General features: G+C 39.4%; 23 protein-coding genes and 1 tRNA gene. 14 read left to right on the top strand and 10 right to left on the bottom strand.

Annotated features, from left to right (window positions below):
• Positions 1-184: 184 nt before the first annotated feature.
• From AN490_RS08145 to gpmI, 3 genes are all read right to left on the bottom strand, one after another.
• Entirely contained in the window at positions 185-949 is a 765-nt protein-coding gene (locus AN490_RS08145; RefSeq protein ID WP_300001584.1) for a peptidase, read from the bottom strand.
• 12 nt (positions 950-961) lie between these two features.
• Positions 962-1,195, bottom strand: a complete 234-nt coding sequence (gene secG, locus AN490_RS08140) for a preprotein translocase subunit SecG (RefSeq protein ID WP_168502287.1) — start codon at positions 1,193-1,195, stop codon at positions 962-964.
• Between the two features lie 77 nt (positions 1,196-1,272).
• Positions 1,273-2,871: a 2,3-bisphosphoglycerate-independent phosphoglycerate mutase gene (gene gpmI / locus AN490_RS08135; protein WP_300001574.1), complete on the bottom strand. Its 1,599-nt coding sequence runs from the start codon at positions 2,869-2,871 to the stop codon at positions 1,273-1,275.
• Between the two features lie 240 nt (positions 2,872-3,111).
• Here gpmI and AN490_RS08130 point away from each other — a divergent pair, with 240 nt between their 5' ends.
• Positions 3,112-3,507 carry a type II toxin-antitoxin system RelE/ParE family toxin gene (locus AN490_RS08130; RefSeq protein WP_300001571.1) on the top strand — a complete coding sequence of 132 codons (396 nt, stop codon included), beginning with the start codon at positions 3,112-3,114 and terminating at the stop codon, positions 3,505-3,507.
• The gene (locus AN490_RS08125) at positions 3,479-3,796 is read left to right on the top strand and encodes a DNA-binding transcriptional regulator (RefSeq protein WP_015079248.1); all 318 of its coding nucleotides are present in this window, start codon (positions 3,479-3,481) and stop codon (positions 3,794-3,796) included. The genes AN490_RS08130 and AN490_RS08125 overlap by 29 nt, the downstream gene beginning before the upstream one ends.
• A gap of 19 nt (positions 3,797-3,815) precedes the next feature.
• On the opposite strand, the gene AN490_RS08120 is transcribed toward AN490_RS08125, so the two are convergent.
• Together AN490_RS08120 and AN490_RS08115 are read right to left on the bottom strand one after the other, a co-directional pair.
• Positions 3,816-6,059: an FdhF/YdeP family oxidoreductase gene (locus AN490_RS08120; RefSeq protein ID WP_300001567.1), complete on the bottom strand. Its 2,244-nt coding sequence runs from the start codon at positions 6,057-6,059 to the stop codon at positions 3,816-3,818.
• 232 nt (positions 6,060-6,291) lie between these two features.
• Positions 6,292-7,194: a S1 RNA-binding domain-containing protein gene (locus tag AN490_RS08115; RefSeq protein WP_168634148.1), complete on the bottom strand. Its 903-nt coding sequence runs from the start codon at positions 7,192-7,194 to the stop codon at positions 6,292-6,294.
• Here AN490_RS08115 and AN490_RS08110 point away from each other — a divergent pair.
• On the top strand, positions 7,193-7,396 hold the full coding sequence (locus AN490_RS08110; RefSeq protein WP_300001563.1) for a hypothetical protein: 204 nt from the start codon (positions 7,193-7,195) through the stop codon (positions 7,394-7,396). The two genes, AN490_RS08115 and AN490_RS08110, sit on opposite strands and share 2 nt — an antisense overlap.
• Here AN490_RS08110 and AN490_RS08105 read toward each other — a convergent pair.
• Complete coding sequence (locus AN490_RS08105; protein ID WP_300001561.1) at positions 7,330-8,070, bottom strand: dienelactone hydrolase family protein; 741 nt, start codon at positions 8,068-8,070, stop codon at positions 7,330-7,332. The two genes, AN490_RS08110 and AN490_RS08105, sit on opposite strands and share 67 nt — an antisense overlap.
• A 214-nt stretch (positions 8,071-8,284) precedes the next feature.
• Here AN490_RS08105 and AN490_RS08100 point away from each other — a divergent pair, with 214 nt between their 5' ends.
• Positions 8,285-9,271, top strand: coding sequence for a GntR family transcriptional regulator (locus tag AN490_RS08100; RefSeq protein ID WP_300001559.1), 987 nt, complete (start codon positions 8,285-8,287; stop codon positions 9,269-9,271).
• 694 nt (positions 9,272-9,965) lie between these two features.
• Here the strand turns inward: AN490_RS08100 and AN490_RS08095 are convergent.
• The 3 genes from AN490_RS08095 to AN490_RS08085 form a co-directional block, all read right to left on the bottom strand.
• Positions 9,966-10,769, bottom strand: a complete 804-nt coding sequence (locus AN490_RS08095; RefSeq protein WP_015079254.1) for an inositol monophosphatase family protein — start codon at positions 10,767-10,769, stop codon at positions 9,966-9,968.
• 86 nt (positions 10,770-10,855) lie between these two features.
• A complete protein-coding gene (locus tag AN490_RS08090; RefSeq protein WP_300001877.1) occupies positions 10,856-11,434 on the bottom strand; it encodes a thermonuclease family protein in 579 nt (192 codons plus the stop codon).
• 16 nt (positions 11,435-11,450) lie between these two features.
• The gene (locus AN490_RS08085) at positions 11,451-11,819 is read right to left on the bottom strand and encodes a 2Fe-2S iron-sulfur cluster-binding protein (protein WP_015079256.1); all 369 of its coding nucleotides are present in this window, start codon (positions 11,817-11,819) and stop codon (positions 11,451-11,453) included.
• Between the two features lie 182 nt (positions 11,820-12,001).
• On the opposite strand from AN490_RS08085, the gene AN490_RS08080 reads away from it, so the two are divergent.
• The 6 genes from AN490_RS08080 (at position 12,002) to AN490_RS08055 (ending at position 17,108) form a co-directional block, all read left to right on the top strand.
• A tRNA-Ser gene (locus tag AN490_RS08080) sits at positions 12,002-12,088 on the top strand.
• A 301-nt stretch (positions 12,089-12,389) separates the two neighbouring features.
• Positions 12,390-13,085 (top strand): NYN domain-containing protein, encoded by a 696-nt coding sequence (locus AN490_RS08075; protein ID WP_300001556.1) that lies wholly within the window; start codon positions 12,390-12,392, stop codon positions 13,083-13,085.
• Positions 13,086-13,461: 376 nt separating this feature from the next.
• Positions 13,462-13,785, top strand: coding sequence for a hypothetical protein (locus AN490_RS08070; RefSeq protein ID WP_015079258.1), 324 nt, complete (start codon positions 13,462-13,464; stop codon positions 13,783-13,785).
• A 313-nt stretch (positions 13,786-14,098) separates the two neighbouring features.
• On the top strand, positions 14,099-16,186 hold the full coding sequence (locus AN490_RS08065; protein ID WP_300001553.1) for an S-layer homology domain-containing protein: 2,088 nt from the start codon (positions 14,099-14,101) through the stop codon (positions 16,184-16,186).
• A 96-nt stretch (positions 16,187-16,282) separates the two neighbouring features.
• Entirely contained in the window at positions 16,283-16,996 is a 714-nt protein-coding gene (locus tag AN490_RS08060; RefSeq protein WP_300001552.1) for a hypothetical protein, read from the top strand.
• Positions 16,971-17,108 (top strand): hypothetical protein, encoded by a 138-nt coding sequence (locus tag AN490_RS08055; RefSeq protein WP_300001550.1) that lies wholly within the window; start codon positions 16,971-16,973, stop codon positions 17,106-17,108. The genes AN490_RS08060 and AN490_RS08055 overlap by 26 nt, the downstream gene beginning before the upstream one ends.
• Positions 17,109-17,119: 11 nt before the next feature.
• On the opposite strand, the gene AN490_RS08050 is transcribed toward AN490_RS08055, so the two are convergent.
• Positions 17,120-18,697, bottom strand: a complete 1,578-nt coding sequence (locus AN490_RS08050; RefSeq protein ID WP_300001548.1) for a DUF1565 domain-containing protein — start codon at positions 18,695-18,697, stop codon at positions 17,120-17,122.
• Between the two features lie 238 nt (positions 18,698-18,935).
• On the opposite strand from AN490_RS08050, the gene AN490_RS08045 reads away from it, so the two are divergent.
• From AN490_RS08045 to AN490_RS08030, 4 genes are all read left to right on the top strand, one after another.
• Complete coding sequence (locus AN490_RS08045) at positions 18,936-19,973, top strand: thiamine phosphate synthase (protein ID WP_300001547.1); 1,038 nt, start codon at positions 18,936-18,938, stop codon at positions 19,971-19,973.
• 97 nt (positions 19,974-20,070) lie between these two features.
• Positions 20,071-20,853, top strand: coding sequence for a DUF4058 family protein (locus tag AN490_RS08040; RefSeq protein ID WP_168651233.1), 783 nt, complete (start codon positions 20,071-20,073; stop codon positions 20,851-20,853).
• A 303-nt stretch (positions 20,854-21,156) separates the two neighbouring features.
• Positions 21,157-21,606, top strand: a complete 450-nt coding sequence (locus tag AN490_RS08035; RefSeq protein WP_300001543.1) for a hypothetical protein — start codon at positions 21,157-21,159, stop codon at positions 21,604-21,606.
• Between the two features lie 69 nt (positions 21,607-21,675).
• Positions 21,676-23,788: HEAT repeat domain-containing protein (locus tag AN490_RS08030; RefSeq protein WP_300001541.1), on the top strand; the 2,113-nt coding region annotated here is incomplete at its 3' end.

The raw sequence follows: 23,788 nt of genomic DNA, 5'->3' as shown, positions 1-23,788 counted from the left end.
AAATCCAGAGGCTGTCGAAAATCAAATTTATTTGTCAATTCGACAGCCTCGCAATAATAGAGTGAAAGCTATTGACACCGAGCAAAAAATTTGTTATCATAGAACCGACGAGGAAGAACTATCTTTACCGCATAAGCACAACTGGTCTTACCTTTGCGCCTCTGCGTCTCTGCGTGAGCTAAGTTTAATTCTGCCCCAAACTTGTAGACTGTTCATAAACCTTTTTCAAAGTATTCACATCTCTAATCGAAATAAACGGCGGTTTGCGAACTTGAGAAAAATACATAATATCAGTTTGCAGAAGACTATGACCCCAAATTCCCAAAGCATGGCCAAGTTCATGACGGGCTGCTGATAAGACATAATCACCAGTTTGACTAGGACTCAGCAGAATTGTAAACCGGTGAGATAAAATATTATTTTCAGTATATAAATCATAAGTAGTTAAAGCCGAACGCGCCCGCAGTATTTTACCATTAGGTTCACGTTGCAAAGGCGGTGCTTTTCGGGAGATTGTAATATCAGCAATAGCCGATTTTTCCACTACCTGTAAAGGTAAATAAATATTCCATTCTTGAACAGCTTGGAAAACACTATTAACCCATATTTGTGACTGCTTTTCATTAATATCTGTTGGTGTTTCTATCTTCACCTTTACTGGAAAACGTGACCAAATCAAATAACCAACTTTCGTAGATTTGATTTGATCAAAATAATCACCACTATTTGTTTTATCTTGCCATTGTACCAGAGTCGCTGGTAAAGGATGAGTTTTTTGGATAAATTGGGAGTTTCTTTCCTGTTCCCTCACACCAGCATTTACTTGAAAGTTACTCAAAATAACTAGCAGTCCTGTACTTATTGCTAAAGTCAGAACTGCTGCTTGTAGTGAGCGCGGTCGAACTATTAATCTTCGCCAAAAGTTTTGATTTTGGGTAATTTTTCCCATTTTCAGTTTCAATTATTTGGGCAACCAATTAGCACTTAAAACCACAGTTAAACCCAGAAAAACTACAACTAATGCCCAAGTAACTCGATTTAAAGTATTTTCGGCACTTTTGGTACTACTAAATAATTGTGCTTGTCCACCAATAGCACCAATGCCGTCACCTTTAGGACTATGTAACAAAACGAGGATAATCAAACCGAGAGCGGAAAATGCCCAAATGCCTTGGATGATGTTAGTAATTGCCATATTTAGAAATGTTGATTATAAGAAGTCATTAATCCCGTAGGGGTTTAGCATTGCTAAACCCCTACCATTTTACGATTTTACAAACCTATTTGTACAGGAGTACGAGTTAGTTGTAAATCATATTCTGCGGCTTTAAGTAATGATCGCCCTGTCATTTCTTGTGGTTGGGATATCTGTAAAATATCCAGAATAGTTGGGGCAATATCGGCTAATTTGCCATCATTTCTTAATTCCACATTTGTTCCATATCCGGGTATTTTGGCTTTTTCACCTTCTACCAAAATTAACGGAACTGGGTTAGTAGTATGCGCTGTCCACGGATGACCGCCTTCATCTAGCATATACTCAGCATTGCCATGATCAGCAGTAATAATTGCTGTACCACCTGCTTTACCAATAGCATCAATCAGACGACCTAAACATTTATCTACTGCTTCAATCGCTGTCACAGTAGCTGGGATTTGCCCCGTATGCCCTACCATGTCTGGGTTAGCATAGTTCATCACGACTAGGGAGTAAATGCCCTTTCTCATGGCAGCGATCGCCACATCTGTCACAGCTTGTGCTGACATCGCCGGGGCTTGATCATAAGTTGCCACCATGGGACTACTGACTAATTCCCGGTCTTCTCCCTCACAGGGTTCTTCCAGTCCCCCGTTAAAGAAGTAGGTAACGTGGGCATATTTTTCAGTTTCCGCAGTTCTAAACTGTTTTAAACCACGATTAGCGATAACTTCACCAAGAATATTACTCAGATTTTGCGGCGCAAAAGCCACAGAAACAGGTAATTCTGGATCATACTGGGTAAAAGTTACAAAGGAAAGCGGCTGAATTGGCTGTCTTGCAAAACCGTTAAAAGTCTGACTGACAAAGGCTTGAGTTAGTTCTCTAGCCCGGTCAGGGCGGAAATTGAAAAATATAACCCCATCACCAGATTCTACCGCGCCTGGTTGCAGACGGACTGGGAGAATAAACTCATCAGTAATACTTTCAGCGTAAGCTGCTTGCACTGTCTCGACAGCAGTGAGTCCATTCCCAGAACCATCTGTTGTCATCACATCGTAAGCGCGTTGGACTCGATCCCAACGGTTATCACGATCCATGGCATAATAGCGACCGCTGATAGTAGCGATTTCACCAATGCCAACTTGATCTATATAGTCTGCCAATTGCTGGATGACGTTGATAGCATCTTTGGGTTTGGTGTCACGGCCATCAGTAATGGCGTGGATACAAACTTGTGAAAGTTGCTGTTCCTTTGCTAAGTCAAGTAGTCCAAATAGATGGGTAATATGGGAATGCACCCCGCCATCAGAACAAAGCCCCACTAGATGTAACTTGCCATTAGCAGAACGCACTTCCTGGCAAATTTTGACAAGGGCTGGGTTTGCGGCTAAAGAACCGTCTTCTACAGCATCTGAGATCCGTACCAGTTCTTGGGGTACGACTCGACCAGCCCCAATGTTCAAATGACCAACTTCCGAGTTGCCCATTTGACCTTCTGGCAACCCTACGGCTTTTCCTGATGTGCGAATGAGGGTGTGGGGATAGACTGCCCATAAACTGTCCATAATCGGAGTTTTGGCAGCGGTAATAGCGTTTCCTCGCGTTTCCTCACAGTAGCCCCATCCATCTAGAATGACTAGCACCACAGGAGCAACAGGTGCTTTGGTCATAGTAAAATTGCCCTTTACTTTTTGTAATACTCGAATGATACCATTGCTAACCAACTCTGGAGGTTAAATTCTGCTGATTAATTTCTGATATTCCGGCGGTTATCATGTTTCATCCAATCAAAACAGCTTTTGTCGCTACCAGTAAAGATTGTGAAAAAGCAGCATATCCAGTTGGATAGGTAGTTTTGATTATTGCCTATTATAGGACCAAGTGATATACTTTATTTAAAGGAAACTAATATGGCAATTTACAAAACCCGATGGTTTAACCGTTGGGCAAAAGATCAGAAGTTAAATGATTCTAGTCTCTGTAATGCTGTTGCAGAAATGGTAGCAGGTCTTTACGACGCGGATCTAGGAGGTGGACTATTTAAAAAACGCATTGCCCGTTCTGGAAAAGGAAAGAGGGCTGGTTTCCGTACATTGGTTGCTACTAACAAGGAAGATAGTTGGTTTTTTGTGTTTGGGTTTCCAAAAAACGAGCGTAGCAATATTGATCAGGATGAAAAAGAAGCCTTGAAAAAACTGTCATCAGAACTGCTGTCTTTAACAGCAGAGGCTCTTGAAACAGCAAAATTGAAAGATGAATTAATAGAGGTAATCTGTAATGAGGAAGAAGAAGTCAGCAATTCTTGAGGCTGTTCACGAAACTGCTATAGGTCTATACAAGGCTGGTGTAATGAGTCAAGTTACGTTACGCGAATTTGATAGCTTGTGTTTACCGCCAATTGAACCGCTAGAACCTCAACAAATTAAGCAACTTCGTGAATCATTTAATGTCAGCCAATCTGTTTTTGCTGCTATTTTAAACATCAGTTCATCAACTGTTCAAAAATGGGAAATTGGGCAAAAACGACCTACAGGCGCGGCTCTTAAATTATTGCATTTAGTCCGTGAAAAAGGTTTGGAAAGTTTAATTTATTAATCTAACCTGATTGCCATTATTATTTTAACACAAAAACCGGAACTCTTTTATAAGCAGGTGTCCCACTTTTTGGATCAATTTCTGCTTTAAATAAAACATTAGTTTCAGGATAAAACATGAAAGCTACACCTTCACGAATTGCACCACAAATAATTTCAATATTCTCTAATTCTCCCGCATTTCCTTTAACTGTAACTCGTTGATGTTCCTGAAATCCTGCTTTTTTAATATCCAAACTATTCATTAAAATACAATGACGATGGGGCATATTGCGATATTTATCTTCACTGCGATAAACTACTGTATTATGTTGTCCATAACTCCGTCCTGTTCCTAATATTAAGACAATTCCTGATTGATTTTTCTCAACACCAAAAGCTGATTTATGCGGTAAGGATAATTGGGGTAAGGGTGTGACAAACATCTGCGCTTTACCATCAGAAGTGGGAAATTTTGGTTCTTCAAAAATTCGCCCTGTAATAGTAAATTCTTCCTGAGTTTGATCAATTTTACCTATTTTGTCATAACCAGGAATAGTTTTAGCAATTAATTCTCTGACATAAACTGTATCTTGTAATTTACGCCAATTAATCGGATTTTCATCATGTAACCGATGAGCAATTTCTGTAATTAATTCAACTTCGGAAATCAAATCAGAATTATCTGGTTGTAAATGACTTTTACCTGCATCATTTAATCTGACAAAATTATTACCTGATTCCGTTGTCGTCCTATGGGGATTTTCAAAGCGATTGAAAACAGGTAAAATTAAAGTTTGCTGTTTAGCTAATCCGTGAAAATGTCCTAAATTCGGTTTTGTCGCTGCATAAAAAATGGTTTCAATTTGCGATAAAGCCTCTTTTGCTTGCTGTAAATCGGGGTTAGCTGCATACAAATTTCCCCCTAAACAAAAGAGAGTATTGATCTTTCCTAATTCTGCTGCTGCTATTAAATCACGGGTATGATAACCAGGAGTTTCACTGACGGGTTTTCCTAATAGTTTTGATAATGCTTGTTTGATTTCTTCGCGCAAATTGACGGTGACACCCATTGAACCAAATCCTTGCACGTTGGAATGTCCACGAATGGGCATTGTTCCTGCGCCAATTTTACCAGCGTTACCTGTAATTAAGGCTGTATTTGCGATACTAAAAACATTATCTACACCGTTGGCTTGTTGGGTGATTCCCATAGCCCAAGCAAATACTACACTTTCTGATTTACCAATTAGATAAGCTGTGGCTGTAATTTCTTCTTGAGATAAACCGCAGGTATTAGTGATATTATCCCAAGATATATCTTCTGCATAATCTATAATTTGTTGCCAGTTTTTAGTGAAAGACGCGAGATATTCTCTTTTAATTAAATTCTGTTCAATTAGAGATTTTTGCAACCCCACAAATAACGCCACATCACTACCAGGAATCGGTTGTAAATATAAAGAAGATATATCTGAACCACCTGTGAGTAAAGATTTGATGGGAAACGCAGGAGAGGCAAATTTAACTAAACCGATTTCAATTTGGGGGTTAATAATAATTACTTTACCGCCTCTTGCCCGCAATTGGATTAATTCGTTCATTAATCGCGGATGATTTGCCGGTGCGTTAGAACCAATTAAAACTAGACAATCACTATGTTGTAAGCCTTCTAAACTTACCATTGATGTCCCTGAACCGAAAACTTTTTTTAAGCCGATGGTGGAGGGAGCGTGACATAAATCAGAACAATCTGCTAAATTATTACTACCAAGCGATCTCATTAATAACTGTAATAAATAAGCAGCTTCATTGGAAGAACGTCCAGAACTATAACTAGCAATCTTTTCTGGTAGTTGTTGAAAAGCTGTCGTTGCAATTTGGTAAACTTCTTCCCAACTAATGCGTTGATAATGGGATGAACCTGATTTGAGAATCAGAGGATAACTAAGCCTCCCTAAATCATCACATTCTTGAGAAGTCAGTTGTTGTAATTCACTAATATTATATTTTTGAAAAAAATCTTGTTTAATTCCTGGTTGCAATTCTGCTGCAATTGCTTCCACACTTTTAGCACAACGTTGTAAATATTCTCCCGCTTCATTTACAAAGCCTCCCTTTTGTCCACCCGTACCCCAAGCACAGGATAAACAAGCACTTTTATGATTGAGAGTTTGCCATAATTGTAAACCTTGGGGTGACAGAGTTTTTTCTATCCAGTATTGGATGACAGGTAAACCACCACCGGCATTGCAATTAGATTTATTTTCAGGTAAATTATCCATAAATAGAAGTTTTATATCCTATTTCTTTACGGACTGATTCTTTAATATTTAGCTTATACCAATTTTACATCAGGCTGCACAGAAACATGAAATCCATTAATTAATTTATCCCTCTTCATCTGCGTTTATCTGCGTTTATCTGCGTTCAATTGGATCATCTTTTTTGTGGAGTTCTCTAATATTATTAGAGCGGGCAAGATGCCCGCACTACCAATTACCAATTACCAATTACCTATTCAGCAGTTTTATTAGCCGCACGATTAGCACGAGATTCGGCTGAAGCCATGACTTCTGCAAAGTTTTCCACAACTTCACCAGGGTGGTTTTCCAAGACTCTGGTAGAAATCGCCACTCGACCTTTACCTTCGTCTAAATCAATAATTACAGCTTTGATTGGTTGACCAATTTGAAAGACTTTGTCTAAAGATTCAATGAATTTTTGGCTAACTTGTTTGATGTGTAGTAAGGCGCTGACACCATTAAAATCTACAAATACACCAAAAGGTTTGATGCCTGTGATTTTTCCCTCTACCAATTGACCTATTTGTAATAGGCTGAAGTTGCTAGAACGAGCCGCTAAACGTTGAGAAAGAACGAGTTTATTGGTTTCCCGATTAATTTCTAAAAAACCCACAGTCAGACTTTGACCTTTGAGTGCATCTAGGTTATCACGTTCGGACAGGTGCGATCGCGGAATAAAACCTCGTAAACCAAAAAGATCAACAGTGACACCACCTTTATTAACACCTGTTACCCGCACTTGAACAGTTTGGGAATTCTCTTGTATTTCTGCTAGTTTTTCCCAAATCTGCCGCATTTCCAATTGCTTACGGGAAATGGTAACTTGACCTTCAGCATCCTGATCCCGAATAATTAAAAACTCTAGTTCCTCATCCATCGGTAATATTTCCGACAAATCAGTTACTGCTCTCAAAGAAGCCTCCTCTTGGGGAAGAAACGCCGACGATTTACCACCAATGTCAACATAAGCACCGTCGTGGTCAACTTGGAATATTTTGCCACGAACAACTTGTCCTTTTTGAAATTGGTAATCGTGTTTTTCCAGTGCTTTGGCAAAATCGTCCATTGAAAAAGACGAATTGGCTGTTTGAGAAAGTTTAGATTCGGAATTCATGACGGTTGAAGATAAATTGTTAGTTGTTAGTTGTTATTTGTCAGTAGGGGCGAAGCATTTGGAAGATAAATTATCGGTTATTGCAAAAAATAGTTCTCCAAATGCTTCGCCCGTACAGTTGTCAGTTGTCAGTTGTCAGGACAATTGGCTAAAAAGTTGTTGGACTTGCACCCAAGCGTCCGCCGCAGCTTTAGGATTATAACTGGCACGACGGTCACAAAAAAACCCATGATCAGATCCATCGTAGCGAAACAGCCGATGAGAAATGTTATATTTTGCAAATTCGGCGGCAATCTCTTCCACTTGTTCTGGAGGAATACTCGCATCTTCCGCACCAAAAAAGGTGTAGATAGTGCCTTTAATCTCTGATGTTCGCGTCACAGTGGGATTTCCACCGCCAGGAGTCCGGGTAGTAATTCCCGCACCATAAAAGGACGCAGTGGCTTGAATATCAGTGAGAGTAGCAGCTAAATAGGCGACGTGACCACCAAAACAAAAGCCAATACAACCAAATCCATCTGGTTTGACTTGGGGTAAAGTTTTCAGGTAGTTAATAGCTGCTTGAATATCGCCTAAAAGTTCTGATGCTGTAGTTTGTGAGGCATAATTTCTACCTGTTTCTATCCCGTCAGGAGTATAACCAGTCTCAAATCCAGGCGCTTGACGCTGAAACAGTGCTGGGGCGATCGCTACATATCCCAGTTTAGCAATCCGTTCTGTGACATCCCGAATATGCACATTAACGCCAAAAATCTCTTGTAAAACCACAATTCCTGGATAAGAACCGGTTGCTGTTGGTTTAGCTAAATAAGCGGCGATTTGCAAATTATCTTCAGAAATTTGAATTGTTGAAGTGTTTATTGTTGGCTCTGTCATAATTAAGTTGGTAGTAAGGGAATAGGCGAGAATTAATAATATTTATTAGCCCTGTTGGCGGAGCGGCCAACCTACTTCATTCATTCTGACTGTTGACTCCTAAATCGGTGTATTCTTCTGTGGTAATATTTTCCAAAGCAAACTAACTTATCAATCATATATTTAACAGGTAAATTATGGCCATTTGGATAAGTCTTATGGAGCAGGATGGGTAATGATTCAATTTCGTATTCAGCCAGATAGTGAAATTCCTGCATCTAATCAACTATTTAATCAAATCCGATTTGCGATCGCCTCTGGGCAATATACACCTGCATATAAACTGCCCAGTACCAGAGCTTTAGCAATGCAAACTGGATTACATCGCAATACCATTAGTAAAGTTTACCGCCAATTGGAGGAACAAGGATTTGTTGAAAGTCTAGCAGGTTCAGGAATCTATGTCCGCACCCAAGGTCATGAGGGTGGAAGTAAATCCCAGTCACCCATGCTTAAACAACATCCTGATGCTTATAAGGTAGTGCAACAAGCCCTAGATGAGTTACTTAGTCAAGGCTGTTCTCTCAATCAAGCCAGGGAAATATTTTTAGCGGAAGTGGACTGGCGTTTGCGTTGTAGTGCCAGAGTATTAGTAGTAACCCCATCTCAAGATATTGGGGCTGGGGAATTAATGATTAATGAGTTGGAAGAATCCCTGCAAATCCCAGTCCAACTCGTAGCAATGGAAGAACTTATCAGCGTCCTCGACCAAACTACCTCAGCCACATTAGTCACCAGTCGTTATTTTATCGGAGAAGTGGAAGCGATCGCTGCACCAAAAGCTGTCCGGGTTATTCCTTTAGATATTCACGATTATAGCAAGGAACTCGCTGTAGTTAAAAGCCTAGCCAAATCTAGTTGTATCGGCATAGTTAGCCTTAGTCCTGGCATTCTCAGAGCCACAGAAGTCATTTTACACGGTTTACGCGGGGATGAATTATTGGTAATGACTGCCCAACCCAAGGATGCTTATAAACTACACGCTATCGTCAAACGCTCAGAAATTATCTTTTGTACGGATCAAGTCAGCTATTCTACCGCACAATCAGCTATGCAAACAGTCTTAGAAGACCTAATTCGTCCACCTAAACTCATTCGCTGTGAAAATTATATCGGCACACAGTCCATTAATTTATTAAAACGCGAACTGGGATTAATTTAATTTGTTAGTTGTTAGTTGTCAGTTGTTAGTAGGGGCGAAGCATTTGGAAGATAAATTATCGGTCATTGCCAAAAATAGTTCTCCAAATGCTTCGCCCNNNGGGGCGAAGCATTTGGAAGATAAATTATCGGTCATTGCCAAAAATAGTTCTCCAAATGCTTCGCCCGTACAGTTGTTAGTTGTCAGTTGTCCTGAAAATAAACCCAAGGAACAAATAATTTGTGCAGTAATTTGTGGGGTAGAAGAAAAATCAAATGAGATAACAGCAATACCGGAATTAATTAAAGTATTAGATATAGCTGGATGTTTATACTCAACACACCTTAATTATTTGATTCTGGGGTAGGGGTTTAGCAATGCTAAACTCCTACAAATCTAGGTTTTTCGTGATTTCACAAAAGTCCATGTCCCAACCGTTTTGAGTATATTAATATATAGAACTGAACAAAATAAATTTATTATTAACAATAAATAATTACCCTAAATTTATTAAATTTTTAGAATTTTAATCGAGAAATTAATCAATTTTTGAATGAAATTAGATATTTTTACAAATTGATTCACTAACATAGTATTTTGTCAAGATAATTTAGATGCGTTTCCCCTGAATAAATTCCCTGTCTAATAGCAAAAGTCGGTTAAAACCGACTCATGAAAAAACGCAAGTTTCTAACCCACAAACATCATAGAAAAATTACGTCCAACTTGCTAAACGGGGAACTTTCATCAATTCTTGACTGAGGCTATCGTGCAGATAACCATTAGTAGCTAAAATTCTTCCCGACTCAATTTTGATCGGAGTCCCATCATAAGCAGTCACATTTCCTCCCGCTTCCTGGACTAATATTATCCCAGCCACAACATCCCAAGGCGCAATTCCCCTTTCCCAATAACCATCAACTCGACCACAGGCTACATAAGCTAAATCCAAAGCTGCTGCACCATCACGTCTCACACCTTGGGTAAGATGGGTAAGATGACAAAACTCGGCATAATTGTTGTCAGGGGTTTCCCGTCTGTCATAGGCAAATCCACTGACTAACAGGCTTTTACCTAATTCCGCTGTTTGAGAAACCTGAATAGGGCGACGGTTACGGGTTGCACCTAAACCAGCAGCAGCCCGAAATAACTCATCCCGAAAAGGGTCATAAATTACTCCCACCTTGGGGACACCTTGAATCATCAAACCAATAGAAACAGCGAAACAGGGATATTGATGGGCGTAATTGGTTGTACCATCGAGAGGGTCAATCGCCCAGAGAAATTCATTATCTTGATTTCCCAGTTTTCCCGACTCTTCAGCCAGGATAGAATGTTGGGGAAAATGGCGACGCAATACTTCTAAAATTACCTGTTCAGAAGCTTTATCAGCAGCGGTAACTAAATCACCAGGACGGCCTTTTTCGGTGATTGCGTCTTCTAATTTACCTAAATAATCTTGTAAAACTACACCTGCGGCTAAAGCTGCTTCTGTAGCAATATCTAGAAAAATTTGCATATTTGTCGGTTGTCAGTGGTCAGTGGTCAGTGGTCAGTTGTCGGTTGTCAGTTGTCGTTTTTTAACGGATGATATATTACCTATATTTAACGAGAGAGACGGCGAAATTCTCCGGGGGTGATTCGCATGGGTTTATCGGGATTCCAGATGCCTTTTCCCATGATTCTTGCCCATTGTTGGGCGCGTTCTAGGCGTTGGTCGTATTTGTGATTAGGCGATCGCGCTACAAATAAAGCATATCCTTGTTTGACAACTTCTTCATTTAACAACAGTTTATCTTTCCATACATAAGCCAAAGTTCGGTTAAATTTATCCTTCGCTTCTAAATCAAATTCCAGATTCACAGCTTGATTTGCACCACCAATTAAAGTTTCTACTAATTGTTTAGCATCATCCCCCCAAGGAAGTTGGCGGATATCTGGTGCATCTAAACCAATTAATCGGACTTGGGAAATTAAATTGGGTTGTGCTTCCATTCCCAAAACTTCCAAACTTTGTCCACTCACAACCCGTGCTATTTTTACATTAGCGGGAATGGTTGAGGAATTGTTGTGGCTTTGACAACTCACCAACAGTAACAAACTAGCTAATATAATTATTTTCGGTACAAAAACGCGAAGACTGACTACTACAGCAGCCATCCTCGCTATCAAATTCATTAACATGAACACACAAAAAATCTTAGTCCTCATCTAAGGGTAAACCCGCTTTAACTTTGCCCTTACCAAAAAACCGCCCAAACTGAAGTTCATAAACTTCATCTTCATCTTGTGTTTCCACTTCCAAATCAGAACGAGCGTAACTTACACATAATAAAGCGTAACCTTGGCGACGTAAATCAGGAGAAAGCCCAATGGCTTCTGGTTGATGAATTTCTCCTGATAAAACTCTCACAGCGCAGGTTGTACAAGCCCCATTTCGACAAGAAAAGGGCAATTCTGTCCCATTGTGTTCAGCGGTGTGTAAGATATAGCGGTCTTCAGGAACTTCGAGAGTATGTGATGTCCCAGTTTGGCGATTGTAAACTTTAATTGTGTGGGTTTGAACCATCTTGATTTTTAGATTTGCGGATTTGGAGTTTCACACTTAATTATAAGAAGATTGCTTGAAAACTCTGCACTTTCAGGTCAGGGAGTGATAATAGCGCAGCCTGGCCTTAGCCATAAAAATATCTTTTCCAAAATGGTTGCTTTTTTTTTAATCCTATTGTAATATAGCAAAACGAGACACCTGGAGAGATGGCCGAGTGGTTGAAGGCGCAGACCTGGAAAGTCTGTTATGCAGAAATGTATACGAGGGTTCGAATCCCTCTCTCTCCATTTCCCAACAGTAATTAAGTTTGATTTAAGAATCTTTGCCTGTAAGCTCACACAGCAGACTTTACCCATAAAACTAAAAGATAATTTTTGGATATAAATAGTGAATTTCGCCCAAAAGTGGGCATTTTGTGTAAAGTATATGCAGGTAAACGGCAAAATATCATATTCACTTAGAAGAAATCGGCTAAAATCTACCTGATAGGTATTAATTCAACCAAGACTGTGGCAACAAATTAGTCAAAATTCAGCTATTGTCAGTTTACCTACAACAACATCCCCACTTTAATATTCAGAGGTATCAATGCAGTTTGACGATTTTAGCAAAAAAACAAACGAATATAAAGAACTTAAAGAAAAACCTCATTGGCAAAGCCCAGCAACCAAAGGCAATATTAAGCCTAAAGAACCTAATCCAGCTAATAATATCAGCTTTAATGAGGATGACAATCGTGGACGAGTAGCAATTTTTATTGACGGGTTAAATTTATTTCATGCCGCATTACAATTGGGAATTGAAATTGATTATGTAAAATTGCTTTGTCGGCTAACAAAAACTTCTCGGTTATTACGTGCTTTATTTTACACAGGAATGGATAGTGGCAACGAAAAGCAACAGGGATTTCTTTTATGGATGCGTCGTAACGGCTATCGTGTAGTTACTAAAGATATGAGTGTAGTTGTCGATAATTACAAAAAACCAAATTTGAACGTAGAAATTGCCGTTGACATGATTACTTTAGCACCCTATTATGATACAGCCGTCTTAGTTAGTGGCGACGGAGATTTATCCTATGCTGTTCATGCAGTTAGTAATGTGGGCGCTAGAGTAGAAGTAATTGGCTTGCAAACAACAACTAGCGATAGTGAAGCGCGTTCTAGAAATCACCTAATTGATGTGGCTGATGAATTTATAGATTTTGATAGTATTAAACAACACATTCAAAAAGATTCTACTATCGGGTATAGTTATCGGACTTCTTCTAATTACCAAGTTTAAATTCCCAATATATAAATTTTTCTCCCTTTTTTTACAATTTTATCGCAACCACCTTACTGGTGAGGGCATTAGTTGGTCATAAAATAAAACTCCATCTAAAATAGGGTTTTATTCCCGACTGCTAAGATATTATCTCAACCTCAAATTAAAATAATTTGAGAGGATTTAATCCTGAATTTTATTTGACACTTTTCTCATATCTGTGCTATACAAGTGTAGAAACAGCTAATTAACATTAATAGACATAACAAACTTTAAAACTGAACTTTAAAGTATGGCATGATCACTTCTTAATTTGTTTTTAGCATTCACTTAAAACATATCTTCAATAGATATATTTTTGAGAACTTATATTATTAAAGGCGTAGGTAGTTCAGTGAATCAAATCCAATTAACTTTAGTTATTAGCTATGTTCTCATGACTGGCTATTTTTTTACTAATTGGTTAACATTTTCTCTTCGTCACCCTACATCTTCCCCACAGGAGAAATTTTTATCCTTGATCATGTTTGTGATCATCACTATTTTATGGCCTCTAGTGATTGTTAACTCTTGCTTAGAAGTGATCAAAAAAGGCAAGTTAGAATTTACTACAGTTGTTCCTGTACTTTTAGTAATATGTGCTTTTGGTATTTCCTACTATTTAAGTTCATTACCTGAACATTGGCTATGTTATTACGATCTATTTTGCCATGTTTAAATACTTATGAAAACCAGTTTTAAATTGTCGATTATCAATTTTTTCTTGTCTTTTACCTAAATACGCAATTTAACTTAAAGTTATACTGGTATTAACTTAAACTTTATTTATGGAAGATGTCGTAATTTGTGGTTTATTGTTTGGTCAGGTTCATATAGTGGTGGAGACAGGTAATTTCTTGAGAGTGGCAAACACCTCAAGCTGTGATACTTTTGTGTAAATTTTTATTTATTACCGACTTGAAATATTGAGTGTGTTAAAAGTATGGTTAATTATGGATGTCACCATTAAAACCTTATTCGTTTAACAATCAATGGTTAATTCTAGTCTTGTTGCCACCCTCTATGTTAATCCTGATACAGGAAATGATGCTAATACGGGTTCTCGTCCTAGTCCCCTAAAAAGTATTACCAGCGCCCTGAAACAGGCAAAAGCATCAACAATTATTCAGTTAGCTAGTGGAACTTATAGCACAGCCAATGGGGAGGTATTTCCCTTGACCATTCCACCGGGAGTGTTGGTAGTAGGAAATGAGGCAAATAAAGGCCAGGAGATGATCATTTCTGGCAGTGGTGAATATCAAAGTCCTAGTTTCGGGGTACAGAATATCACTTTTCTTTTACTAAGTGATGCGAGTCTTTTAGGTGTGACGGTGATTAATCCTGCCGCAAAAGGTACTGGCGTGTGGATTGAATCATCAATACCTACCGTGGCCAACAGTACATTTAAGAACTGTACCAGAGAAGGAATTTTCATAACTGGTAATGCGAAACCAGGGATTGTAGATAATTTGTTTATTAACAATAAAGTGTGTGGATTAGTCATAGCTAAGAATAGCAAAGGGGAAGTGCTGCGGAATGTATTTGAAAATAATGCTTTGGGCATAGCCATTAGTGATTTTGCCGCGCCTTTAGTAGCAAATAATCAACTTTGTGCCAATGGCACAGCGATCGCCCTTTCCCGTGATGCTAAACCAGTATTACGGCGGAATCTCATCACTAGTAACACCCAAGGTGGTCTTTTAATCGCCGGTAATGCCGTTCCCGACTTAGGCAGTCCCCAAGACCCAGCAGACAACATTTTTCGAGAACAGGGTAAATTTGATTTACAAAATGTTACAGATCAAAAAATCATCTCCGTTGGTAATCAATTAAGTCTTCCCCAGGTGATTGGGGCGATAGATTTCATCGCTGCTACCGCTGACACCCCCAGTCAAATCGGAGTCAGCAGTAGATTTGCTGATTTAGAAGGACATTGGGCGGCAGCCTTCGTGGAAGCCCTAGTCAGTAAAGATATTATCAGTGGTTTTCCTGATGGCACTTTTCAACCAGCCACACCCATTACCCGCGCTCAATATGCAGCTTTGATGACGAAGACATTTCAACTACCGGAAAGTAATCAACTAGATAAATTCAAAGATGTCAAATCCGACTTTTGGGCTGCCAAAGCCATAGCCAGTGCCGCCGATAGAGGCTTTTTAAAAGGCTTTCCCGATGGCACATTTCGACCAGAAAATAACTTAACCAAAATTCAAGCCCTAGTCTCCATTGTCAACGGTTTAAACTTGAGTGGTGGTAATCCTAACGTCTTGATGGTATACAGCGATCGCGCTCAAATTCCCAGTTACGCTACCAGTGCAGTGACAGTGGCTACGCAAAAACTATTAGTTGTCAATTATCCTCAACCAGATCAATTAGAACCATTGCGGGAAATTACTCGCGCTGAAGTCGCAGTCCTAATTTATCAGGCATTAGTCGCCACAGGACAAGAAAATCCCCTTCCCTCTGCCTATATTGTCAAACCAGAGACAGAGATTCCCTCTTTTTCCGATATTGTTGGCCATTGGGCCGAACCATTTATTCGGGCATTAGTTAGTATGAACTTAACCCAGGGTTTTGCTGATGGCACATACCAACCAGATCAAGCCATGAGCCGCGCTCAATATACAGCTTTAATTGCTACGGCTTTTAATCCCCCAGCCAAACGTCCGTCCCCAGAATTTACAGACATAGCCAAGGATTTTTGGGCAGCTAACGCCATTGAAATCGCAGCTAGAGGCGGTTTTGTGGGCGGATTTAGCGATCGCACCTTCCGTCCTACCCAAAACGTCCAACGGCTACAAGTCATAGTCTCCTTGGTCAACGGACTGGGACTTGCGGCCACTGCTCAAAAAACCTTGACCTATATTGACCAAGATAAAATTCCCGAATATGCCCGGACAGCAGTTACCATCGCTACCCAGCAAAAAATTATTGTTAATTATCCAGATCCCAATTTACTAGCACCCACGAGGGAAGCCACCCGTGCCGAGGTTGCAGCCATGGTGTATCAGGCATTAGTCACCAGTCAACGCACAAAAGTTATTAATTCACCTTATGTTGTTTTGCATATCAGCAATTGACAAGTAGAATGGAAAACACTGCCTATCACTTTTGCTGCTGGTGAGAAAAACTACTCATGTAGCTAAAAGTACGTTAGGCTAGATGCGATGGGTGAAATGTTTATACCTATTGCCTATAACTCACAGCCCATGTTAACAACAGCCCCGGTCACTCAAACTTTCGCACCTCCTGCCGAACTAGCAGCTAAGTTATTAACTCACTACAGCTTTGATCTCAACGGACACAATGCTAGTGAGCTAGTTAACCAATGGCAATCTGAATATCCCCTGCATTGGTTACATTTAGCAGTTGTTGAAGCTTTGTATCAAGGTCGTTATAAAGCCATATCTGTACAGCAAATCTTGACCTTTTGGCGGCGAAAGGGCGAGACAACCTACCATTTCAACATGGAATTTGAGCGCATGATTTGTAGCAAATTCCCTGAACGTCTCACTTCTGGGTCTCTACAAGTTTTACCACCCACTAAACAGGAAATCAGGATGGAAGAATATAAAAATCTTCGTTTATTACCTGCTCCAGTGAGTTATAAGTATCAAATAAATAATAATTTACAGCCAACAGCAGAGAAACGGGACTTTGAGCCGGAAAATCCAGTCCCAGCATCTCCTTCTGATCAATTAACAGCAAATATCAGACAACAGCAAATTATTGAGGAAATTTCCCCCCCACCTGCCCAACAGTTAATGCTACCAGCAACGGCCAATCATCCCCCTATTGGTAAGTTTATGCCCCAAAAGAGCGATCGCACCGAATCCTTCACATCCAAACTCAAATCTATGACTAGTGAAAGATTGGAGTTGGCATTTTAGTCAGTTGTCAGTAGGGGCGAAGCATTTGGAAGATAAATTATCGGTCATTGTCAAAAATAGTTCTCCAAATGCTTCGCCCGTACAGTTGTCGGTTGTTACCAATGACAAATGACCAATCCCCAATTATTTCACAGCCTCAACCACTGATTTTAAACCTTTGCTATTGAAGAGGTTAACCATTTCCGAGGCACTTTCTTGACTATTGAAAACTCCCACCTGCATCACCCTGCGGCCTTGCCAAACCTTGGGAAAAGCATCAGTAACCAGAGAACTGACTAAATTCTGTTGCTGCTGATTTGCAACCAACACTAGCACCCGGTAACTGACATTTTGCCCAGTAGCTGTATAAATTTGAGGGTCTGATATTGGGGCTGAATTTTGCATATTTTCCCCTGTGGCTGCTTGAGGAGCTACAAATTCAATAGCACCAGAATCAAGTTGAGTATAATTAAATTGGGATGGATTAGATAGATTATTTGGTACTCGTGGCAATTGATTGGGATTAGAAACGGGTTTAATTTTTAAAGGTGTTACCGTTCTTTGATTAGGAGCATTGGGAACTGTGGGGGCAGAAAATGTGATTGGCCTGCGGGCTGAAGTTTCTGTTGATAAAGAATTAGCACCAGGATTTCTGGCTGTAGATGCGGTTGTACCTTGAAGATCCACTTTACCACTGATGCGACTACTAACCAAATTATTTCCCGCCGCAGAAATCACCAACTTCGCAGTTTGGGCGTTGATATCATGACGACCATTATTCCGAAAGATATTCTTTCCTGGGTCAAAACTACTACCTAAATCTGGTCTAGCTTGGGCAATTACAACTAGACCATCTTCTCTGTTACCTTGAATCAAATTATTCCTTAACATTGGTGTAGCATTTGCTTGGACAATAATCCCCGATCTATTATTCTGAATTTGGTTAGCTACCACCACCGGAGACGCATTTTGGGCAATATTAATCCCAAAACCAGTTTCTTGAAAGATATTTTCCCTGATTTCGGGGCGAGCATTTCCAGAAATAGTTATGCCATTAGCACCATTGCGAACAAAAACATTTTTACTAATGCTGGGTGTCCCATCACCAGCGACAGCAATTCCATCTTGGGTATTATTAGTAAAGGTATTTTCCCGAACTATAATATTACTGGATTCAATCCATAGTCCATAACCACGAGGATTGGTATTAGTGACGGTGACACCACTTAAACTAGCTTGGTTAGCACCGATAATAGCCACATTTTGACCACCAAACTTGCGACTGAGAAATTCGCCACCACCAGTAATTGTCACAGTTTGGCCTTTATTGTTAATGTTGCCTTGAATGGCTATACCTGGTTTCAACATTAAAGGAAATACTTCTCCACTTTGGACGCTATATGTACCGGGAGAGAGGATAATTACACTATTAGATGGTGATGCTTCTAGGGCTTGGCTAATTGTCCGCCAAGGTGCGCTGATACTACCATTACCTGTTTTGTCATTTCCTGTACTGGGGTTGACAAATGACTGGTTAATCTGAGAGATTGTTTTTTCACCTTGAAGTATTTGTTCGCCAACCCTCGGAACTTGAGCGAAGACACTACTTGCACTGGTTATGAAGAGTATTGTACTCGTTACTCCTAAACCAACTGTTAAACTCAAAATTGAGCAACTCAGGGAGTTTTGTCGGGTGTTCACAGATTTTTGGGGGACTATCATTTTTTATAAAACTCCTCTAAAATTTATAGCAACAACATTGAAAGTCTATTTGGATCTGAGACTGGATATCAACTGTTATACAATTAATTTTTATACTATTTCATGATAGTATGTCTACGATGTTACTTATATTTTGACAAATTGACCACGATTAGTTAGCAAGTATTTAATAATTAAAATATTAAAATATGAATCAGGCTGGCTATTACTATAAAAGCATTAAAAATGAGGTTTTGTAATGGTTTCAGCCCATAGTCACACACAACAAACTGTTTATCGCATTTTAGATGCTAATTTAGATCGCGCTCGTGAAGGATTGCGAATTATTGAAGAATGGTGTCGGTTTGGTTTAAATAATGCCCAGTTTTCAGGTATATGTAAACACTTGCGTCAGGAGTTGGGTACTTGGCATACGGCAGAAATCCGCGCAGCACGAGATACACCGGGTGATCCAGGAACGGATTTGAGTCATCCCCAAGAGGAACAACGGGCTGATATTACATCGCTATTACAGGCTAATTTTTGCCGGGTGCAGGAAGCGTTGCGCGTATTAGAAGAATATGGCAAGCTTTATCATGGGAATATGGGAGCGGCTTGTAAACAAATGCGTTATCAAGTTTATACCCTGGAAAGTAATTTGATGGGTTATCAGCGTCATCAGTTATTATGGCGATCGCATTTATATCTGGTAACATCTCCCGCAGATAATTTATTCGCAATTACCGAAGCGGCTCTTCAAGGTGGATTAACTCTGTTACAGTATCGGGAAAAGACCGCTGATGATTTAATCCGCTTAGAACGGGCGATAAGACTGCGTGAATTATGTCACCATTATGGGGCTTTATTCATTATTAATGATCGGGTAGATTTAGCTTTGGCTGTAGATGCTGATGGTGTCCATTTGGGACAACAGGATATACCCATTGCTGTAGCGCGTCAATTACTGGGACATCAGCGCATTATCGGACGCTCTACCACAAATCCCCAAGAAATGCAAGGGGCAATTGCCGAAGGTGCGGATTATATTGGTGTGGGGCCTGTGTATGAAACACCGACTAAAGTAGGTAAAGCCGCAGCGGGTTTAGAGTATGTGAAATATGTATCCCAAAATTGTCAGATTCCCTGGTTTGCAATTGGGGGAATAGATATGAGTAATCTTAATGATGTGACGAAGGCAGGGGCGCAACGGGTAGCTGTAGTGCGATCGCTCATCGAATCAGATCAACCTACTCTAGCAACTCAGTATTTTCTCTCCCAACTGCACAGAATTAAATAGAAAAGAAGAAAAATCGGATTAAACTATGAAATCAATTTCAGGAAAAAATTTTGCTATGCTGTAGGTTAAAAGATATTTAACCGATAATTTATTTATTATGCCTTCACCATTTCCAGGAATGAACCCCTACTTAGAAAATCCTGAACTCTGGCCAGAAGTACATCATTGGATTCTGACATTACTAGCTGAGTCATTGATACCACAGTTGCGACCAAAATACAGAGTAGCAGTAGAAAAAAGAGTTTATCATGATACTGATCGCAACTCTGTTTTAATTGGTATTCCTGATGTGGCGATCGCCCGTTCTTTAAAACCTACAACTCAGAAATCATCTAACATTGCTGTAGTTTCTCCACCTGTTAAACCCGTAACAGTAAATATCCCCATACCAGAAGAAATTAGAGAAACTTATTTAGAAGTGAGAGAAGTTGCTACAGGTGAAGTGATCACAGTAATTGAATTGCTATCACCTAAAAATAAACGTCAAGGAGAAGGAAGAAAAGCATATCAAACTAAACGATTGCAAATATTAGGAAGTTCTACACATTTAGTCGAAATAGATTTATTACGTGCTGGTGAATCTATGCCCATATTAGATAATAATATTAAATCAGATTATCAAATTTTAGTTAGTCGTAGTCAATTACGACCTAGAGCAGAATTATATCCTTTTAATTTATCAGAAGCAATTCCCGCCTTTTTCTTACCTCTACAAAAAGAAGATATAGAACCCTTAGTAGATTTACAAAATGTGATTCAGGATTTATTTGATCGTGCTGGTTTAGATTTAGCAATAGATTATAATTCCGAACCAGTTCCCCCAATTCAAGAAACTGATTTGATTTGGGTAAATGAGTTATTAAAAGAGCAAGATTTATAGTCTAAATTCATACCAACTCTGGTGACTAGAAATCGCAGCTACATAAACAAAATCCACACTTCAAGAAGGGATTGGGGGAATGTGCAACGGGTAGCTGTAGTGCTGTTAAAAGAATAGTAGCTATATCCATGACTAAAACTTTTTAAAATTTGTTTGCTATTCCAAAAATACGAAATTCCCCATTGATGAGTTTTGTAAGAACTTTTGTGAAACAGCGATAGCGAAACGCTGCTACAAGCAGTCCGCAACGTGGTATAATCTCGTGATATAATCTTCAGTCAGACTTAGATTTATAGGGAATTTATGGAATCTATAACACTCGTAGCTGTTGTAACTGCTATTGTCACTATAGCCAGTAAACCATTAGAGAAAATTGGCGAAAATATTGGTGATGTCATCTGGACACAAGTAGGGGAATTAATCACCAAGCTACGGGAAAAGAAGCTAGTACCGCGATTAATTAAGGTTGTTAACTCAACTGAAACCCAGCCATTAGATTATGGTCAAGCAGTGTTAGAACTCACCGCAGCAGCCAAGAAAGACCCGGAAATTGCTAAAGCTGTGTTAGATGTGGAAACAGCAGTTAATAATAATCATTCGGAAACTGCTAAGGAAATTAAAGCGAAAGCAGAAGAAATTAAAAATCAGGATTCAGTTATTAAAAATTATAATTTTAGCAAATTCGCAGAAGAAATTAAGGGAGATAAAAACGTATTTATACAGAGTAACGAGGGTGAAGTTAATATTACGTGACTACAGTCGCCCAATGGGGAGATTGGGATAAAGTCAACTCCCATTAATTGGCCGGAAGTATGCCAGAAAATGCTACAAAAACAGCAAGATCAACAACGATTAAGACGACAAATCACCGAATTAAAACACGAAATAGAAATCTTTGTCCCATTAGGCTTAATTCAACCCAAACCCTCACGACGTAAGGAAGAAACACCCTTTCCCGATGCGGCTGAGGGTATGCAGCAATATGAATTAAAAACAGAAGAAATTACCAAACAATACGAATATCAGCAATTTATTGATGAAGTCATAGGCCAGCAAACCAAAAATTTAGCAATTATTGGAGAACCAGGGGCAGGAAAAACCACTTGGTTAAGCAAAATTGCCGAATATTTAGCAGATAATCCTGATTATTCTAGCCCTATTTGTATTAGTCTCAGTCGCTTAGACAATAGAATCCTAAAAGACTATTTACTGCATACTTGGCTAGAAGAGGCTTTAGAATTTATTCCCTCCCAAATTACGGTTACACCCGCTTTAGTGGCAGATTTTCAGCAACAGTTTAAGCATAAGCGAGTGTGGTTGCTGTTGGATGGGGTGGATGAGATGAAAACCACCGCAAACTCACCTTTATCCCAACTCAATAGCCTATTAGAAGGATGGGTAACTTGGACTAGGGTAATTCTCACCTGTCGTCTCAATGTTTGGCAACCTAACCCCATAGCTAATTTTGACTACTATCGCACTCTGGCTTTTAGTGATGTCCAGGTGGGAAATTTTATTCAGCAGTGGTATGAAAAAGCGGAAAAACCGGAGTTAGGGGAACAGTTACAGCAAAAGTTAACCGCACCCCAACACAGCCGCATTTTTGATTTAGTCAAAAACCCTTTGCGGTTGGCAATATTGTGTCAGAGTTGGTATTTTTTGCAAGGGGAATTACCGGAAACTAAAGCGAATTTGTATCAGCGTTTTGTGGATGCAACTTATGAATGGAAAAAAGGGGAATTTGTCACCACAGCAGCGCAAAGACAACAGTTAAATCAGGCTTTGGGAAATTTGGCGTTGAGGATGATTGATAAACAAATCAGTCTCAAGGAGTCTGTGATTAAAGATGTCATGAGTTTAGAGGAGTTTGAGTTAGCAGAAAAGTTAGGTTGGTTAAATTGGGTTTATCGTGATCAAAAAACTGATGAAAGGGTTTATGCTTTCTTTCACCTGAGTTTTGCAGAATATTTTGCAGCTTGTGTGATTGATGATTGGGATTATTTTTTACCTAGAAATCATGTAGATAAACCTGTTGAGGGTAAGAAATATCGCATTTTTGAGAATGAGTGGAATGAGGTGTTTTTGTTGTGGATGGGAAGAAAAAATATTGATGATAAAAAAGAAGAATTTATTCGAGTATTAGTAAATTTTGCAGATGGTGTAAATGATTTTTATGGTGATCAGGCTTTATTCAAAACGTGTATAGCCATTGCTGAGTTTAAAATTCGTTCCCTTGCTGATGAAATTATAGAGCAAATTATCAAATGTGGATTTGGTTATTTTGATATTGGAAAACAGAGATGGATAACTTTTATTGATCCTATTCCAGAAGATGCCAGAAAAACTTTATCATTGACTGATACAGAAAGAGTAATTCCGGCTTTAATCTTCCTCCTCCAAGACAGTCGGTGTGAAGATAGCCATATAAGTGTTGCTGAGAGTTTAGGAAAGATAGCAGTAGGGAATGAACAGGCTATCACTGCTTTAATCTCCCTTCTTCATGAAACTAAGACTAAGGATGAATATACCTGTGGGAGAGTTGCTGGGATTTTAGGAAAGATAGATGTAGGGAATGAACAGGCTATCACTACTTTAATATCCCTTCTTCATGACACTCAGGATGAATATACCCGTGGGAGAGTTGCTGGAATTTTAGAAAAGATAGCAGTAGGAAATGAACAGGCTATCACTGCTTTAATCTTCCTTCTTCATGACACTCAGGATAGAGATATCCGTTGGAGTGTTGCTGATATTTTCAGAGAGATAGCAGTAGGGAATGAACAGGTGATCGCTACTTTAATCTCCCTTCTTCATGATACTCAGACTGAATATACCCGTAGGAGAGTTGCTAATATTTTAGGAAAGATAGCAGTAGGAAATGAACAGGCTATCGCTGCTTTAATCTCCCTTCTTAATCCCACTCAGGATGAATATA

The sequence above is a fragment of the Anabaena sp. AL09 genome (assembly GCF_001672255.1).
Classification (GTDB): domain Bacteria; phylum Cyanobacteriota; class Cyanobacteriia; order Cyanobacteriales; family Nostocaceae; genus Dolichospermum; species Dolichospermum lemmermannii.
The sequence above is the reverse complement of the archived record's forward strand: the minus strand, read 5'-3'. Positions and strand labels throughout refer to the sequence as shown.

Excerpts from the sequence above, each read along its gene's own strand:
- AN490_RS08125 (WP_015079248.1), top strand. The coding sequence starts at position 3,479 with ATGAGGAAGAAGAAGTCAGCAATTCTTGAGGCTGTTCACGAAACTGCT.
- gpmI (WP_300001574.1), bottom strand. The coding sequence starts at position 2,871 with ATGACCAAAGCACCTGTTGCTCCTGTGGTGCTAGTCATTCTAGATGGA.
- AN490_RS08040 (WP_168651233.1), top strand. The coding sequence starts at position 20,071 with ATGCCTTCACCATTTCCAGGAATGAACCCCTACTTAGAAAATCCTGAA.
- AN490_RS08095 (WP_015079254.1), bottom strand. The coding sequence starts at position 10,769 with ATGCAAATTTTTCTAGATATTGCTACAGAAGCAGCTTTAGCCGCAGGT.
- AN490_RS08045 (WP_300001547.1), top strand. The coding sequence starts at position 18,936 with ATGGTTTCAGCCCATAGTCACACACAACAAACTGTTTATCGCATTTTA.
- AN490_RS08050 (WP_300001548.1), bottom strand. The coding sequence starts at position 18,697 with ATGATAGTCCCCCAAAAATCTGTGAACACCCGACAAAACTCCCTGAGT.
- AN490_RS08075 (WP_300001556.1), top strand. The coding sequence starts at position 12,390 with ATGCAGTTTGACGATTTTAGCAAAAAAACAAACGAATATAAAGAACTT.
- AN490_RS08115 (WP_168634148.1), bottom strand. The coding sequence starts at position 7,194 with ATGAATTCCGAATCTAAACTTTCTCAAACAGCCAATTCGTCTTTTTCA.
- AN490_RS08120 (WP_300001567.1), bottom strand. The coding sequence starts at position 6,059 with ATGGATAATTTACCTGAAAATAAATCTAATTGCAATGCCGGTGGTGGT.
- AN490_RS08060 (WP_300001552.1), top strand. The coding sequence starts at position 16,283 with ATGTTTATACCTATTGCCTATAACTCACAGCCCATGTTAACAACAGCC.
- AN490_RS08110 (WP_300001563.1), top strand. The coding sequence starts at position 7,193 with ATGACGGTTGAAGATAAATTGTTAGTTGTTAGTTGTTATTTGTCAGTA.
- AN490_RS08065 (WP_300001553.1), top strand. The coding sequence starts at position 14,099 with ATGGTTAATTCTAGTCTTGTTGCCACCCTCTATGTTAATCCTGATACA.
- AN490_RS08105 (WP_300001561.1), bottom strand. The coding sequence starts at position 8,070 with ATGACAGAGCCAACAATAAACACTTCAACAATTCAAATTTCTGAAGAT.
- secG (WP_168502287.1), bottom strand. The coding sequence starts at position 1,195 with ATGGCAATTACTAACATCATCCAAGGCATTTGGGCATTTTCCGCTCTC.
- AN490_RS08145 (WP_300001584.1), bottom strand. The coding sequence starts at position 949 with ATGGGAAAAATTACCCAAAATCAAAACTTTTGGCGAAGATTAATAGTT.
- AN490_RS08035 (WP_300001543.1), top strand. The coding sequence starts at position 21,157 with ATGGAATCTATAACACTCGTAGCTGTTGTAACTGCTATTGTCACTATA.
- AN490_RS08090 (WP_300001877.1), bottom strand. The coding sequence starts at position 11,434 with ATGTTAATGAATTTGATAGCGAGGATGGCTGCTGTAGTAGTCAGTCTT.
- AN490_RS08130 (WP_300001571.1), top strand. The coding sequence starts at position 3,112 with ATGGCAATTTACAAAACCCGATGGTTTAACCGTTGGGCAAAAGATCAG.
- AN490_RS08100 (WP_300001559.1), top strand. The coding sequence starts at position 8,285 with ATGATTCAATTTCGTATTCAGCCAGATAGTGAAATTCCTGCATCTAAT.
- AN490_RS08085 (WP_015079256.1), bottom strand. The coding sequence starts at position 11,819 with ATGGTTCAAACCCACACAATTAAAGTTTACAATCGCCAAACTGGGACA.